The following is an 18,497-nucleotide window of genomic DNA, read 5'->3' as shown; positions in this document are numbered from 1 at the left end:
GCCACCAAATCCGCCAACGTCACACCGTCAACACAACGATCCGTCTCATTCACACCCCCCAACACCAACCCACGCTCCACCACAGACTCCACCTCGAACATCTCGACTCGCCGATCCGGTTCTGCGACAGCAGTAGTCAAGACCGATTCGAAGGCGTACATCAGGCGTGAGGCGGTGGATTCCTCGAACAGATCAGTGGCGTAGGTCAACTGAACGACAAGCCCTGCCGGTAGGCCGTCGTTGTCGAATTGTTCGGCCGCAACAAAATCGAGGTCGAACTGAGTGCTCACCACCGCAGGTTCGATGCTCTCGATGTGCAACCCGTTGAGAGTCAACCGTGAATCGAGATGGTTCTGTAGTGCGAGGCTGACCTGGAAGAGCGGTGAATAGGACTGCGAACGAACGGGATCGAGTACCTCGACCAGACGCTCGAACGGAACGTCGCCGTGCGCAAAAGCCTGAAGATCGACGTCGCGGACTCGGGACAGCAGGTCGGTGAACTCCTCACCTGGATCGACTCTGGTGCGCAACACGACGGTCCCCACGAACATACCGACGAGATCGTCGAGCACGCGTTCGCCGCGCCCGGCGGTCGGCGTCCCGACGGCAAAGTCGTAACTGCCGCTGAACCGTGACAGTACGACGGCCAGAGCAGCATGCAACACCATGAACGGCGTAGCGCGATGCCGTCGTGCCAGTTCGGAAATTGCCTGTTGCAGAGCAGGTTCGAGATGCACGCTCAGAAGCGATCCTCGTCCGGAGGCCTCAGCCGGGCGGGGCCGATCCAACGGGAGTTCGAGGACGGCGGGCGCTCCCTCGAGAGCGTTCCGCCAGAAGTCCAACTGTCGTGTGACGAGTGAGGTCGACGATTCTTCCGAACCCAACGTCTCGAGCTGCCACAGCGCGTAATCCGCGTACTGCACCTCGAGCGGCGCCCACAACGGCTCCATAGCTCGGGACCGCGCCTCGTACGCCACCATCACGTCACGCGTCAACGGACCCATCGAGAAACCGTCACCCGCAATGTGATGCACCGTCATCGCCAGGACGTACTCGAACTCGTCAACCTGCAACAGCGAGGCTCGAACGGGGATCTCGGACGTGACGTCGAACGATACGCCGAGAACATCGGTCAGCACGCTGTGGAGCGAATCCCGCTGCACCGTGACAATGTCAAGAATGTCGAGAGCACGAGGTTCCTCGACGACCTCCTGGTAACCCGTTCCGTCGTACTCCGGGTACACGGTTCTCAGGACCTCGTGGCGAGCGATCACGTCGGCGACACTGGCGCGCAACGCCTCGACATCCAATGGACCTGTGAATCGCAGAACCACCGGGATGTTGTATGCCGACGAATCGGGATCGAAGCGATTGAGGAACCACATACGAGTCTGCGCAGCGGAGAGCGGAATCCTCGCCGGCCTCGGCTGCGAACCCAGCGCGGGCCGCCGCGAAAGCTCGGCAGTTTCCACCACTGCAGCCAACTCTGCGACAGTGGGCGACTCGAAGACCACACGCACCGGCAAGTCCGTGCCCGCCGCGGCGTTGATCCGCCCGAGCACCCGAGTTGCACTGAGCGAATTGCCGCCGCGTTCGAAGAAGTCGTCGTCGATGCCCACCTCCCCCGTGCTTCCGCTGCCGAGAACCTCGGCAAAAGCGGTCGCCACCGACAGTTCGGCCGGTGTCGTCGGTGCACGGAAACCACGTGCCTCGAAGACTGGCTCCGGTAGCGCATGTCGATCTACCTTGCCTGTACTCCCCAGCGGCAGGGAGTCGAGCGTCATCAGCGTTGTCGGAACCATGTAGCCGGGCAGGGTGGCGCGCAGTCGTGCCAGAATCGCTGAGCTCTCGATGTCCGAGCCAGCTGCCGCGGTGACGTAGCCGACCAGGTTTTGCTCATCGGTGGCCGACGTCGTGACCGTGACCACCGCATCGCGGATCGGTCGTTCGGCGCGCAACGCTGTTTCGATCTCGCCGAGTTCGATGCGGAAACCTCGGACCTTGACCTGGAAATCTGCACGCTCGAGGTATTCGAGGCTGCCCGCGGCATTCCACCGAACCAGATCGCCGGTTCGATAGAGACGCTCTCCCGTTCCATTCGGGTCGGCGACGAAACGGCTCGAGTTCTGCCCCGCATCCCCGATGTACCCGCGCGCCAGCTGAACTCCAGCGAGATAGAGCTCACCTGCGACACCGACCGGAACCGGGTGAAGCCGCTCGTCGAGTACATGCAGGCGCGTGTTCCAGGCGGGGGTTCCGATCGGAACTACGGCAACGTCTGCATCGCTCGTTCGGTGCGCTGTGACGCTGACCGCTGCTTCCGTGGGTCCGTACAGGTTGTAGACCTGCGCCGAACTCTGCTCTCGCATGTGCTTGGCTGTCTGTATCGGGAGGGTCTCGCCGATGCACAGAATCCTGGTGAGCGAATTCGGCAGTCGGCGCTCGGACACACTGAGCAGCGACAACATCGAGGGGACGGCATGCAGTGTCGTGACGTGCTCACGCTCGATCAGCAGCGTGAGGTACTCGCCGTCCTGCTGTGCCCCTGACTCGGCGAGAATCATGCAGGCGCCGGTTTGCAACGCCCACCAGTATTCCCAAACGGATAGGTCGAAGGTAGCTGCAGTTTTGACGAGTACGCGGTCGTGCGCGCCGAGCGGGAATTGATCCTGCTTCCACAAGAGTTGGTTCGTGATCGCTCGATGGGAAATCGCCACGCCCTTGGGCTTTCCGGTGGATCCCGAGGTGTAGATCGCGTACGCGATGTTGTCCGGTCGCAGGCAGGCGAGGCGTTCGCTGTCCCGAATCGGTGCTGCGTCGTTTCCGTCCAGATCGAGAGTTTCGATGTCCACGACGTGGAACTGCCCGTCGAGCGAATCGCGGGAAGTGCTCAGAACAACTGCGGGCGCTGCGGATTCGAGGATGTGAGTCGTGCGTTCTGCCGGCTGATCCGGGTCTAGTGGAACGTAGGCCCCGCCTGCCTTCACCACTGCGTACATGGCAACGACCAGTTCGACGGAGCGCCGCAGATTGAGCGCGACAGTCACTTCCGGGCCGACACCGATTCCGATCAGATACCGTGCCAGCCGGTTGCTTTCGGCGTCGAACTCGGCGTAGGTCAGGCGACGGTCACCGAGAACCAGCGCTTCGGCGCGCGGTGTTCTGCGTACCTGGGCGTCGAACAGATCCGCGAGGGTCGTCTCTGGAACGACGGTGTCGGTGCGGTTCCACGTGTTGACGGTGGCGGCGATCTCTTCGTCGCCGAGCAGAGCGACGTCGCCTACCGGGACGTCCGGGTTTCGACCGATCGAATCGAGAACGCGCAGCAGACGGTTGGCGAATGTCGCCACTGTGGATTGGTCGAACAGATCCGTTGCATAGGTGAACGACGCCGACATCGAACCCGAGTCCCCAGGGGTGACGGTCAGGTGCAGGTCGAACTTCGCCGTCTCGACTGGGGCACCAACCGCCGCGATCTGCAGTCCGGGTAGCTCGAACATTGTCGGCGTGAGGTTCTGAAAGGACAGTGCCACCTGGAACAACGGATGGCGGGCCGTCGATCTGACCGGATCGATGATCTCGACGAGCCGCTCGAACGGTAGGTCCGCGTGCGCGAAGGCTGCGAGATCCTGATCGCGGGTGTGGTTCAGCAGGTCCGTGAACGGTGCTGCCATGTTCACCTGGGTTCGCAATGCCAAGGTGTTCACGAACATCCCCACGAGTGCATCGAGCGACTCGTGCCCTCGTCCCGCGATAGGCGAGCCGATGGTGATGTCAGCACTGTTGCCCAACCGGGCAAGCAGTGCGGCGAATGCCGCGTGGACCACCATGAACAGGCTCGCGCCTGATCCGACAGCAAGATCACGCAGTCGATCGGCGGTGTCCGAGCCGATCGTGAAGTGAATCTCCTTGCCGCGGTAGCTCTGACGGGGCGGACGTTGCCTGTCCGTCGGCAATTTCAACAGGTCCGGAATTCCGGCGAGCGCAGAGGTCCAGAACTGAATTTGTCTCTGAGCATCGGCGGAGGGATTCGCGTCCGTGCCGAGCAGATCATGTTGCCAGAGAGCGTAATCCGCATACTGCACGGACAACGGTGACCACTGTGGAGCTAGGCTGCGAGTCCGCGAAACGTAGGCGCCCATGACGTCGGCGGCCAGGGGTCCGAGCGATGATCCGTCCGATGCGATGTGATGGATGACGACGGCGAGCACATGTTCGGTCTCGGAGATTCGATACAGAGCGGTCCGCAGTGGTACGTCAGTTGTCACGTCGAATCCGGTGCCGGCAAGAGCAAAGAGCCGCTGCGACGCTTCGGCTTCGGTGACGTCATGCGGAACCAGATCGAGATCCACCGAAGACTCGGGCAGGATTTCCTGGCGAGGACCGTTCGGGGAATCCGGATAGTAGGTACGCAATGACTCGTGGCGTTGGACCACGTCACGAAGTGCGAGAGCCAACGCCGGCGCGTCCAGGGTTCCGCTCAGACGCAGCGCCAGGGGCAGGTTGTCCGTGGCAGCCGCGGTGTCGAATCGATTGAGGAACCACATCCGATTCTGTGCCGGTGAGAGCGGGATACGTTCAGGTCGCGGTCGTGCTTCCAATCGGGGCTGATCATCACGTTCTGCCGAGTCTGCCACCAGTGCGAGTTCTGCGACGGTCGGCGCCTCGAACAGCGCCCGAACCCCGAGTTTGATCCCGAACGTGGCGTTGACTCGGGCAATCGCCCGAGTCGCGCTGAGCGAGTTTCCACCCAGCTCGAAGAAACTGTCTTCTGCGCCGACGGTATCGGTACCGAGAACGTCGACAAAAGCGCTCGCGACACGAATCTCTGCGAGTGTGGTCGGCACCCGGAACATCGCCGAGGCGATGAACTCCGGAACGGGAAGTGCTGCGCGATCAAGCTTTCCGGCCGGAGTCAGGGGTAGCAGATCCAGCAGGATCACGGCACTGGGCACCGAGGCACGTGGCAGCACCGCGGATACGGCTTCGAGGACGGACTCCGCCGACACCGCATCTGTGGTGGTGACGTAACCGACGAGTTGATCGCCGAGAGAGTCATGTCGGTGAACAGTGGCGGCAGCAGCGCTCACTCCGCGAACGGAGGCGAGCGCTGATTCGATCTCCCCCAGTTCGATGCGGAGCCCGCGAAGCTGAACTTGGGCGTCGGATCGTCCGATGTACGCCAGTTCGCCCTGCTCGGTCCAGGCGACGACGTCGCCGGTCCGGTACATCCGCGCGCCCGATGCACCGAACGGGTTCGCCACGAAGCGTTCTGCGGTCAATGCCGCGCGCCGGTTGTACCCACGTGCCAGGCCGGGTCCCGACAGATACAGCTCGCCCCTGACACCCACGGGGACGGGATTGAGGGCGGAATCGAGGACCAGAACGTGTGCGCCTTCGAGCGGAATACCGATCGTGACGGGCGAGAGTGACGTGTGACGGTGTTGCTCGCCGTCACCGACCAGAGCTGCAGTCTCGTGGAGAGCCCCGGTTTTGGTTATGACGATGGTGCTCTCGGTCGGCCCGTAGCTGTTGAAGAGTCTTGTCTGGCTGGGAAAACGGTCGAGTAGCTGCGCCGGGAAGACGTCGCCGCCGAGCACGACGACTTCGAGATCCGACAAAATTCCTGCGTCGACGGTGGTCATCGCAGCAGGAGCCGTCACCACATGGGTGACGCGATGACGCCGGATCACGTCGGTGAGTTCCTCGCCGGCAATGACGGACGGCGGTGTGATCACCATCGTGGCACCGGCGGTGAACGCGAGGATCATCTCGAACATGGACGCGTCGAAGCTGGCCGAGGACAGTCGCAGTACCCGAGAACCGCGCGATACCGCCAGATCAGTGCGGGTCCGAGCGGAGAACACGGACAGTCCCCGGTGAGTGACAGCGACGCCCTTGGGGAGACCGGTCGAGCCTGACGTGTAGATCAGGTAGGCAACATGATCCGCGTGCAATGGGCGGATCCGATCGGCATCGTCGACCTGCGCTGCGAGGTAGCGATCGAGGTCGAGATAGTCGATCTCGATCGTATCGATTCCGTTCGGAAGTGTTGGCGCCGTCTCGGAGTCGGTGATCACGACCAGCGCTGCAGAGTCTGCCAGCATGTGTGCGATGCGCTCGTCGGGATACGTCGGATCCACCGGAACGTACGTTGCTCCGGACTTGGCAACAGCCCACAGTGCGAGGATGGACTGCGTCGAACGTGGAAGAGACACCGCAACAGCTGTTTCGGGGCCTATCCCACGTTCGATGAGGAGCCGAGCCAGCTGTGAGGATCGCACATCCAGCTCGCTGTACGTCATCTCACCGTACGACTCGGAAACGATTGCCACATTCGCGGATTCCGAGTGCAGGGTCAACAGATCTGCCAGGGTGCGAACCGTTGGCGCTGACGGACCGAATGCCGAAGTAAGTCTGGTGTATTCGTTCTCGTCCAGAACGGCGATATCCGCGATTGCCACTTCCGGAGTCTCGACAATCTGCGCGAGAATCCGGTGGAACCGCTGAGCAAATCCGTCCACGGACGTGCCGGTGAAGAGGTCTGTGGCGTATGTCCAGGTGAGATTCAACGAATCTGCGTGCTGGACCATCGTGATCTGGAGGTCGAACTTTGCCGCCGCGACTGCGTTGTCCACGGCTTCGATCTCGAGACCAGGCAGCGTGAACGCAGCGGTTCCCTCTTGCTCCTGAGACAGAGCCACCTGGAAGATCGGCGCGTGGGCCTGGGAGCGAGCGGGTTGCAGTATGTCGATCAGCCGCTCGAATGGTAGGTCGGCATTCTCGAACGCAGTGAGGTCAGTGGCTCGCACCTGCGCCAACAGATCGAGGAACGACATCGCCGGGGTGAGACGGCTGCGTAGTGCCACCGTGCCGACGAACATTCCGACCACGTCGTCCAGCGCTTGTTGGCCGCGTCCGGAAATCGGTGTCCCGATCACCACGTCGTCGGTCGCACCGAGGTTGGACAGGAGCACCGCGAGGGCCGCCTGGAGCACCATGAAGGTCGTGGCGCCCTGTGTGCGGCCCAACTGCCCGAGTGCAGTGACCATCGCGGGCGCCAACACCAGTTCGGTGTTCGCTCCGCGCAGCGACGCAATCGCCGGCCGCGGGAAATCGGCCGGAAGTTCGAGAAGCTCCGGCGCGCCGGCCAACTGGCCACTCCAATACTCGGCCTGCGCCGAAGCAAGACTGGTCTGATCACTTTCCGAACCGAGGACCTGGTGTTGCCACACGCTGTAATCCGGATACTGAACAACCAACGGGGCCGGTGACGGCTCCGTACCCGAACGGCGCGCCGAGTAGGCCAGAACGAGATCCCGTGCGAGCGGCGCCACTGACGCACCGTCCGCGGCTATGTGGTGAATCACGGCGACCAGGATGTGTTCGTCAGCGGAGAGCTCGAACAGGTTTACCCGCAACGGGATTGCTCTGGTGACGTCGAACCCCTCGTCCACAGCGCCGACAATATGATCGGCAACCTGTTCGGGAGAAACCACCGTGTGACGAAAAGGAACGTCGACTTCGTCGAGAATCCGCTGGAAAGGCCCTTCGGCATCGTCAGGGAATATCGTCCGCAAGGATTCGTGGCGAAGAACGATGTCCGACAGAGATTCTCGGAGAGCCACTGAATCCAGCCGGCCGCGCAGGCGAAGGACGAGCGGGATGTTGTACGCGGGCGAGGCAGGATCGTATCGATTGAGAATCCACATTCGCGATTGCGCCGGCGAGAGCGGGATTCGCTCGGGCCGAGGCCCGGCTGCCAGAGCGGGCCGCGTTCCGCTCTGCGCTGCATCGACTGCCACAGCGAGGGCCGCGACTGTCCTGGCATCGAAGAGAACCCGAACCGGGAGGGTGACTGAGAGTTCGGTGCCGACCCGTCCCATCACTCGGGTAGCACTCAGAGAGTTTCCACCGATGTCGAAGAAGTCGTCCGTGATGCTGACCTGGTCGACTGCCAGGACGTCACCGAAGATCCGGCCGATCAACTCCTCCGTCTTCGTGACGGGTGCGACATACGCATTCCGGCGCATCGTCGGGGCAGGCAGCGCGCGGAAATCGACCTTTCCGGCCGGCGTCAACGGAATTTCCTCGAGAACGATCACCGAGAAAGGAACCATGTGTGCCGGCAGTCGACTGGAGACGAAGGTGCGCACTTCTTCCGGATCCAGATGACCACCGACCACGTACGAGTGCAGCCCGACGGTGTCGTCTGCTGTCGTCACCGCAGTTCGTACACCGGAGTGCGCACCGAGCACCGCGTCGATCTCACCGAGTTCGATGCGGAAACCGCGAATCTTGACCTGCGAGTCACTGCGGCCGAGATACTCGAGTTCCGTTCCACGACGTCGCACGAGGTCTCCGGTGCGGTACATCCGCAGCCCCGAACGTGAGGGGTCGGCAACAAATCGAGACGCTGTCAGGTCGCCGCGATGGTGGTAACCGCGGGCAAGTCCACGCCCGGTCAGATACAGCTCACCTGTCACTCCGTCCGGAACTGGACGGAGGCGAGAGTCGAGAACATGTGCGACGGTGCCGCGAACAGGACTACCGATGGTGATCCGATCAGTCGCCGACATGGGCCCCGCGAGGGTAGCCATGACGGTGGCCTCGGTGGGACCGTATGCGTTGAACATCTTTCGCGTCGATGCCCACTGCGCGACCAACGCGGCGTCGCACGCTTCACCGCCGACGATCACCGCACCGAGATCCGGAACCTCTGCCGGTTCGATCGTAGCCAGGGCAGCCGGGGTCACAAATGCGTGACTGATCTTCGACGCCCGCATGAGGGCTGCGAGTTCGCTTCCGCCGTAGATGCCGGTGGGAACAACATGCATCGCGGCACCGGCACCGACAGCCATGGCCAGTTCGAGCACCGATGCGTCGAAGCTGGGTGAAGCGAAATGCATCGTGCGACTGAGGTTGTCGAGTTCGTATCGGCGAACCTGCTCGTCGACCAGCGCCGCGAGACCCGCATGGGAGACGACGACGCCCTTCGGAGTGCCGGTCGATCCCGACGTGTAGATGACGTACGCGGTGTGGTCCGTGCGAATCGGTGACGTGCGCTCGGAATCGAGGATTCGCGTGTCACTGACGTCGTCGCGATCAAGCGACGCCACTACTTCTTCCGTCAGCGTCAGGATCGCGCCCGAATCAGTGAGCATGTGCTCGATTCGCTCGGCCGGGTAGCTCGGGTCGACGGGTACGAACGCCGCTCCGGTCTTGGCAACGGCCCAAGTGGCGAGTACAGAAGATGCCGACCGCGGAATGGCGATCGCCACTACCGATTCAGGGCCGATCCCTCGAGCTACGAGTGCCCGCGCCCACCGATTGGTACGCCGGTCTACATCGTCGTAAGAGAGTTCGAGGTCGCCGCACAGTATGGCCGGACCACCGTTGGATTTGATGACCCCGGCCGTGAGGATCTCCGGCAGTGTCAGCTCCGTCAAGGCGACCGACTGGGCAGTTCCCTGACGTTCGATCTCTGGCATCGTCCGCAGATCGAGGTCGCCGACCACTGATTCGGGTTGGGCGACAACAGCGTCGAGAATGGCGACGAACCGATCCGCGAGCTCGCGCACAGTCGATTCGTCGAAGATGTCGAGGGCATAGGTCCACGTCGTGGTCACCGACCCGTCCGGGCGCGGCGACGAGACATCCAGTTGGAGATCGAATTTCGAGATCGGAGCATCCAACGGGACCTGAGAAACTTCGAGGCCGGGAAGCTTCACGGATGGGGTCGGAATATCGCCGGTCGCGAGTACCACCTGGAAGAAGGGGTGGTGCGCCGTCGAGCGAGGCGGGTCGAGCACCTCGACGAGACGCTCGAACGGAATATCTGAGTGGGCAAATGCCGAGAGGTCGGCGTTACGGGTCGATTCGAGCAATCCGCGGAACGAAGCCGTCGGATCCACCTGTGTCCGGAGAACCACGGTTCCGACGAACATGCCGACGAGGTTGTCGAGGGCCTGATCGCCGCGTCCGCTGACCGGGGTGCCGATCGCGATGTCGGACTCGCCCGCCATCCGAGACAGCAGTACCGACAACGCCGTGTGCAGCACCATGAACGGTGTGGACCGAGTGCTGCGAGCCAGGGATTCGACGGCGCGGTGCGTCTGCGCCGAGAGGGTCGACGACACCGTCGCACCTCGATAGGACGCGACGGTGGGATGCGGCCGATCCGTCGGGAAATCGAGGCGGGTCGGGACGTGTGCCAATGCAGCGCGCCAGTATTCGATCTGACGCGCTGCCTCCGATTCCGGATCGTCCTCGTTGCCGAGAGAATCGATCTTCCAGAGCGTGTAGTCCGCGTAGTGAACGCTCAACGGCGACCACTGTGGCGCGGTTCCCGCGAGCCGTGACGCGTACGCCGTCATCACATCCGCGGCCAGTGGTTGCATCGACCAACCGTCGCCACTGATGTGGTGGACGACGAGTACAAGAATATGCTCCCGACCAGACGTCCGGAGAAGCGAAGCCCGCACCGGAACCTCGGTCGTGACGTCGAACCCGGCACCGACCAATTCGCCGATAGCCGCGACGGGGTCACTGACATCCGCAGGTTCGAGAGCAACTGGCGCGTCGTCGAGAATGCGCTGGTAAGGACCTTGATCCGAATCAGGATAGAGTGTGCGCAGCACCTCGTGCCGGTCGATGACATCGCTGATCGCCTGGCGCAAAACCTGAACGTTCAGGTCGCCGGACAACGAGAGTGCTGCCGCAATGTTGTACGCCCCGGATTCCGGATCGAATCGGTTGAGGAACCACATACGCTGCTGGGCCGGTGAGAGCGGAATCCGGTCCGGTCGAGGGCGCAGTCCGAGCTCGGTGAACCTGGAGGGCGCGCTGCCGGCGACGAGTCCGGCCAGCGCACCAACCGTCGGAGCGTCGAACAGGTCTCGGACACCCAGAGTCGATCCCAGTGCCGAGTTGATCCGTGCCACCACCCGCGCAGCCGTCAGAGAGTTGCCACCGAGCGCGAAGTAGTCGGCGGTGAGGCCGATTTCGCTCACACCGAGGAGTTCGGCAAAGATCGCGGCAACGGCCTTTTCGAGTTCGGTGACGGGAGCGACATACTCAGCTGCCGCCGAATCCGGTTCCGGCAGCGCACGCCGGTCGAGTTTTCCGTTGGGGCCCAGCGGCATCGACGTCAAGAACACGAATGCGGAGGGAACCATGTAGGTAGGCAGCTTCGCCTGCGCGTGCGCGCTGAGAAGGGCACTGTCGATTGCCGAATCAGCTGTCACGTAGGCGATCAGACGATCCTGACGTACGACGGTGGCGGCCGAGAGAACTCCCGACAGTTCCAACAGGACCCCATCGATTTCTCCGAGTTCCAAGCGCTGCCCGCGAAGCTTCACCTGGAAGTCGGTACGACCCAGATACTCGATCTCACCGGTGGAGTTCCACATGACGAGGTCGCCGGTCCGATACATCCGGCCGGGACCGAAGGGGTTGGCTACGAAACGATCTGCTGTCAAGTCAGAGCGTTGCACGTAGCCGCGGGCGAGTTGGACTCCCGCGAGATAGAGTTCTCCCGCCACTCCGATCGGGCTCGGCGCGAGGCGGTGGTCCAGCACATAGGTCTGCGTGTTCCAGACCGGAGCGCCGATCGGCACCGGACCTGTTGCGGCGGCATCCGTCTGGTGGAAAGTGACGTCGACGGCAGCTTCGGTGGGACCGTAAAGATTGTGCAGACGTGCACCGAATCGTTCGTGGAAGCGAACGACCGTCGCACGCGGAAGTGCCTCGCCGCTGGCGAACACCTGACGAACGGATCGACGTTGTGCGAGATCGCCGTCGACGAGGAAGACGTCGAGCATCGACGGGACGAAGTGCAAGGTGGTGACACCTTCGCGAGCGATCAGCTCGGAGAGGTACCGAGAATCGCGATGTCCATCGGGTTCTGCAACTACCAGTCGCGAGCCGGCGACGAATGGCCAGAACAACTCCCACACCGAGACGTCGAAGGTGGCGGGTGTCTTGTGCAGCACGACGTCGTGACGGCCGAGCGGATATTCATGTTGCATCCACAGCAGGCGATTGACTATCGCTCGATGCGACACTGCAACGCCCTTGGGCTTTCCGGTGGACCCGGATGTGAAGATCACATAGGCAACGTGATCCGGCGATACACGACCGAGACGCTCGACGTCTGCGAACCGCTCGGTGGAGTACCCCGAAAGATCGATCTCGTCGAGAAGTACGGGGTTGACCCCATCTGGCAGCGATGTGGCGTCGGCCGCGACCGACAGGACGACCGACGGTGCTCCGATGTCGAGCACGTACCGGATCCGCTCGTCCGGATGCTGCGGATCGATCGGAAGATACGCACCGCCGGCTGCGATGACGGCGTGCACTGCCACCACGTACTGCGCGCTCCGGTGCAGAGCGATCGCGACCAGTGACTCCGGCCCGACGCCGCGTTCTACGAGGTGACGAGCGAGAGAGTTGACCTGGGACCGGAATTCTCCGCGACTGATCGTCGTGCCCGCGAAGGTCAGTGCAGCATCGGCCAAGTCGGCGATACCCGAGTCGACGATTTCCGAGTCGGCGATTTCCGAGTCGGCGCCGAGTAGGTCGAGCAGCGTCTTGTCAGCGATGACGTGGGAAGTGTTGTTCCACTCGTCGAGCACGAGCCGACGTTCGGCATCGTCGAGAGAGTCGATGTCCCGGATGCGGACACTCTCGTCGGTCATCGCAGCGAGTATCGATGCGAGACGTCCGCCCAGACGCACCGTGGCGTCGTGGTCCATTGCGTCGGGTGCGTACTCGATGGTGAGACGGAGGCTCGGTTCGAGGACGGTGACCAGCGCCAGCGGGTAATGAGTCGCGTCTGCGACCTCGATACCCGTGACGCGCATCCCGGCGATGTCCGTCGCGGATTCGAGCGCCGAACGATCCACGGGATACGACTCGAACACCGTCAACGTGTCGAACACCGCGCCGGCGCCCACCGCCGACTGCACCTCGGCAAGACCGACGTGATGGCTGTCGAGCAACCGGACCTGCTCGGACTGAACTTGTTCGAGCAGTTCGGAAACCGAACCGTCCGGGTCCACGCGGACCCGAACGGGGACGGTGTTGATGAACAGGCCGAGAATGTCTTCGACCCCGGTCAGCGACGCGGGTCGACCGGAGACGGTGGCGCCGAACACGACGTCGTCACGCCCGAGCATTCCACCCAGCAGCAGGCCCCATGCTGTCTGGACGACGGTGTTGACCGTGACCCCGGTGCGCTTGGCCAACGCGACGACGGCCTCGGTCGACGAGGCTTCCAGCGGGACTTCGACATCCACGGGAACTGCGTGCACGGAGGACTCCGTACGGTGTGGTGCGATCAGCGTCGGTTCATCTACTCCAGACAGTGCGCCGATCCACCTGTCCAATGCCGCGCCGTTGTCTTGTTCGGCGAGCCAGTGCAGATAGGTGCGATACGACCGAGCGGGAACCGGCAGCGACGCGTCTGCGGCGTAGAGCGACAGAAGATCGCGCACCAACAACGGCATGGACCAACCGTCGAAGAGAATGTGGTGATTGGTCACGATCAGGTGCGCCGAATCCGCACCCTGGCGTACCAGGACTGCACGAAGCAGTGGGGGCGCGCTCAGATCGAACGGTGCCGTGCGCTCGAGTTCCGCGACGACGTGCGGATCATCCCCGAGCACCTCCCGCCATGGAGTTGTCACGGAATCGAGAACGAGCTGTGCTGCAACGCCGTTCGAGTCGTACACGAAAGCAGCCCGAAGTGCGGTGTGGCGCTCGAACAGTCTCGAAAGCGAACGCTGTAGTCGATCGCTGTCGACGATCCCGGCGAGGGACAGAACGATCTGGCCGGTGTAGACGTCGACGGCATCGGCGGTGAGGCCGGCGTGAAACTGGAATCCGGCTTGCAGCGGCGAGAGCGACCAGATGTCCTCCAGGTGGCCGAACTGCTTCTCCCACAGTTCTATTTCGTCCTGCGAAGCCGAGACCAGAGGAACGTCTGACGGTGTGAGGCCGGCATGATCACCGACGGAGGCGGCAATCTTCTCCAGTTCGACGCGCCACGCCGTCGCGAGCTCCGCGACTGCAGCGGGTTCGAAGATACCTTCGGGGAAAGCAAATGACGCCGAAAGGAACTCGCCTTCCGGACCGTCCACGACGGCGGCATTGATGTCGATCGCATAACTGACCGCGAGATCGCTTCCGCTGCCGTTGTTGAGATCGATTCCGGCGTCGGGAATCCAGCCCGCGGCCCGCAATTCGTCACCGAACTCCGCGGTGGACATCTTGCCCAAGTAGTTGAAACCGATCTGCGGTTCCGGGCCGGTCAGCATCCCTGCACGTCGGAGCAGCCCGTAACCGATACCGGACCCCGGCGTGGTTCTCAGCTGTTCCTTGACGGATTTCACGACCGCCGGCGTGTCCACTCCGAGTCCGGTGAGATCGATCCGAACCGGGTACACCGCCGTGAACCAGCCGACGGTCCTGGACAGGTCGGCACCGGGCAGCACGGCTTCGTCTCGTCCGTGACTTTCGAGCGAGACCAGCATCCGCTGTGATCCGCTCCAGGTGCGCAATGCCAGGGCAAGCGCACTGAGCAAGCCGTCGTTGACACCGGTCCGATAGTGCGACGGTACCGCGCGCAACAGGTGATCTGTTGTGTCACGGTCGATGTCGACCCGGACCCGACGCAGTGACGACCCTCGGTCCCGTTCCGCATCGAGAGGACGCGAACCGATCGGCGCACCATCGGAGTCGACGACCTCACGCCAGTACTCGAGTTCCGCCGACGGTGACAGCTCGGTGAGTCCGTGCGACCAACGCCGCAGTGACGTTCCGACGGGCATCAGTACCGGCGTGCCACCGTGAACGATCTGTTGCCAGGCTACAGCGAAGTCCGGAAGGAGAATCCGCCACGAGACGCCGTCGACAACCAGATGGTGGATGACGACCACCAATCGGCCCGAATCGTGCGTCGAGTCGAGCCAGACGATCTGAGCAGTATCTCCGCGGTACGGATCGAGCCTCGACGCGGCGTCCGCGGTCGCCTGGGTGAGAGCTTCCTCGAACTCGGGGGTTCCGGGTAGCGCTTCGGTGACGGTCCGACGAACCCATGTATCGACAGCACAGCCAGGGGCAATGTCGAATCCGGAGTGGTCGGGCAGCAAACGCGCGCGAAGAGCGTCGTGTTGATCGACAACTACTTGAAGAGTTGCCGCGAGGCGCGAGAGATCAAGTCCGACAGGAACACTGACCGACACGGCTTGATAGAAGGTGTCGATGCTGCCGGCCGTGCCCAGTATCTTGGCTGCGATCGGGGTCAGCGGGACAAACCCCACTCCCTTACCCGGCAGTTCTTCGAGTACGACCGATTCATCTGCCGGGAGTGCGATTTCGGCCAATCGCGCCACCGTCTTGCGTTCGAACACGTCGCGAGGAGTGAAGACAACTCCGGCGGCTTTTGCTCGAGAGACGAGCGAGATCGCGACGATGCTGTCTCCACCCAGCGCGAAGAAGGAATCGTCGACGCCGACTCGCTCGACGCCGAGTACCGACGCAGCGGCGTCGGCGATGATGCGCTCGACCGGACCGCTCGGCGCCCGGTAGTTCTGAGCCGCCGAACGAAATTCCGGTTCGGGTAGCGCCTGGCGATCGAGCTTGCCTGCCGGGGTCAGTGGCACTTCGGCCAGCGGTATCAGCTGGGACGGCACCATGTGAGCGGGCAGGAATCGAGATGCGTGTGCGATCAACGCTTCTTCGTCGAGATCGTGTCCCGGCTTGATCTTCACATACGAGTACACGGTGCCGCCGGCAAGCGTCACCACGAAATCGACGGATTCATGGCGTGCGAGCACAGCGTCGATCTCACCGAGTTCGATGCGAAGTCCATTGACCTGCACCTGGAAATCGGAGCGGCCGACGTACTCGAGTTCGAGAGTCCGAGTCCAGCGGACCACGTCTCCGGTGCGGTACAACCGAGTTCCGCCGCCGAGAGGATCGGCGACAAAACTCGCAGCGGTGAGAGCTGAACGTGAGTGGTAGCCCTGCGCCAATCCGGGGCCACCGAGATACAGTTCACCGGCCACCCCGGCCGGCACAGGTCGCAACCAGCGGTCGAGAACCATCAGATGCGCGCCCTGAATCGGAGAACCGATCGTGATGGCCTCGTCCGACGCCAGCGGGGGTGTCGTGGTGATGACGATGGTCGACTCGGTGGGGCCGTAACTGTTGTAGAACCGGCAGATCGGGCCGAAGCGTCGAACCAGGTCCGGCGGGCACACGTCACCTCCGACAACCACAGCTTCGAGATCCGGAAGATCGGTGGCGTCCACCGTGCCCAGAATTGCCGGCGCACTGATGATGTGGGTGACGCGCTCGCTGCGCAGCAGTTCTGTGAGCTCGCCGCCGCCGTAGACATCTGCCGGAGCGATGACCATCGTCGCCCCGGCACTGAACGCCTGAACCATTTCGAAGACGGAGGCGTCGAAACTCGCGGACGAGAATCGCAGAACTCGCGAATGCGCACCGACGCCGAGTTCGGGGCGACCCCACGCGGTGAAATCGACCAACGCATTGTGCGTGACGGCAACACCTTTCGGTGTACCGGTGGAACCGGACGTGTAGATCAGATAGGCGATGTGATCGCTTCGCAACGGCGCCGTGCGGTCAGAGTCGTCGACGACGGACTCGTCGCCGACAAAGCTGAAGGCGTCGATCGAGATGCAGTCCAGATCGACGGGCAGCATCTGATGGACAGTCGAATCAGTAATTCCCACAACAGCATTACTGTCCCCGACCATGTGACCGATTCGTTCGACCGGGTACGTCGGATCGACCGGAACTGATGCAGCGCCGGTTTTGGCAACCGACCACCACGCGATGACGGCATCGATGGATCGAGGCAGCGCGATCACGACACTGGTGCCAGGACCCACTCCGCGCCGGATCAGCATTCGAGCGAGTACGTTGGAGCGACGATCGAGTTCGCGGTAGCTGAGCTGCTGGGTACCGCAGCTCAGTGCGATCCCCTCAGACGACGCCGCGACGCCGTGGGCGAGAATCGTGGGCAAGGTCATCGGTGCCAGTGCGTCAGGGCCGCGTGCCGGAACGAGCGACTTCCGCTCGGCTTCGCTCAGGATCTCGAGATCGTGAACACGAGTGTCCGGCAGCGCTTGCGTGTACCGGGACAGCAGTTCGACGTATCGGCGGACATGGTCGCTCAGGACATCTGCGGTGTACAGATGGGGATTGGCTTCGAAATCGATTCGCGGCGCCTCTCCCGAGGCACTCGGATAGATGTTGACCGACAGGTCTTCCACCGGCCCTGTCGACAAGATGTGGAATCGACCAGTCACCGACCCCAGGACCACTTCGGGGTGAAAGTTCATGATGTTGATCGCGGGACCGAAGAACCCACGCTCGGCACCGACGCCTCGATCGCGCCTCATGTCCTCGGTGCGGTACCGCTGATGTCTGAGCGCGCCGGTCAGTTCGAGCGAGGCAGCCGCGCTCAATTCGGCAACCGTGGTCGAAGCGGTCACCGCGAGGCGCAGCGGAACGACGTTGGAGATCATGCCACCCGAACCACGCAGAACCCTGTTCGTTCGCGCGGTCACCGGCAAACTCAGCACTACGTCTTCGGTGCCGGTCACCCGGGCGAAGTAGAGCGCGAAGGCAGCCACCGCCGCCGCCGAAGAGAACTCGTCCGCCTTCGCCGTCGCGTTCGCACTGTCGAGTGTTCGGCCGACCACGACCGCACCCGGTGTGACGTCCATCCGCTTCCCGGCCAGACTTGCCACGGCCGGAAGCTCTGCTGTCTTGGCTGCCCAGTAGTCCTGATCTCGGCGGAATCGCGGCGAGTGCCGATACTCGGCCTCGGCGTCGTGCACGGCCAGAAGATCGGTTGCCGACGATTCGGGGACTGAAAGGCCGGCGACCTCCGCTGAGTAGAGCTCGGCGATGCGTGTCATGAAGTTCATGGCGCCGTAGCCGTCGAGGACTAGATGATGGATCCGGCAGTACCAGAACTGGCGGTTCGCGCCGACGCTCAGGACGGCTGACTTCACCAATCGATCGGCGAGTAGATCAAAAGGTCGGGTGTACTCCTGCCGCATCCACTCGAGTGCGGCTGCCTCCGGCTCGCGCTCACCGCTCAGATCGACGACTTCGACGCTCTGACTGAGCTCGGAATCGATCTGCTGAAACGGTTCGCCGTCGATCTCGAGCAGTTTCAGCATCCCGGAGCCGAACTCATGCGCTGCTGTGACGCAGGCACTTTCGAGCACCGCCGCGTCGAGAGTCCCGTCGACTACGACATACTGCGCGATCGTGATCGGCACATCAGTGCGCAGTAGCTGGGCAAACCAGATTCCGCGTTGCGCGCTGGTCAGCGGAAAGGGCTCGAAACGTCGATCAGCATGCACAGCGTCGTTCTCTCATCTGCCGAAAAAAGTACCGACGGCCTGCATCGATTGCCGTGGACCTGCGGCGCGAGACGACCGTGCCGACTACCA

General features: G+C 62.9%; 1 protein-coding gene. It reads right to left on the bottom strand.

The annotated features are described in order from the left end of the window. The coding region (locus B0E55_RS26700; RefSeq protein WP_080910826.1) for a non-ribosomal peptide synthase/polyketide synthase at nucleotides 1–18,407 on the bottom strand (18,407 nt) is incomplete at its 3' end. Nucleotides 18,408–18,497 lie beyond the last annotated feature (90 nt).

Origin of the sequence: Rhodococcus sp. 66b (assembly GCF_002076325.1) — a bacterium.
In the GTDB taxonomy this organism is placed as follows: domain Bacteria; phylum Actinomycetota; class Actinomycetes; order Mycobacteriales; family Mycobacteriaceae; genus Rhodococcus_F; species Rhodococcus_F erythropolis.
Note: the sequence above shows the minus strand (reverse complement) of the source record. Positions and strands in the feature narration are given on the sequence as shown.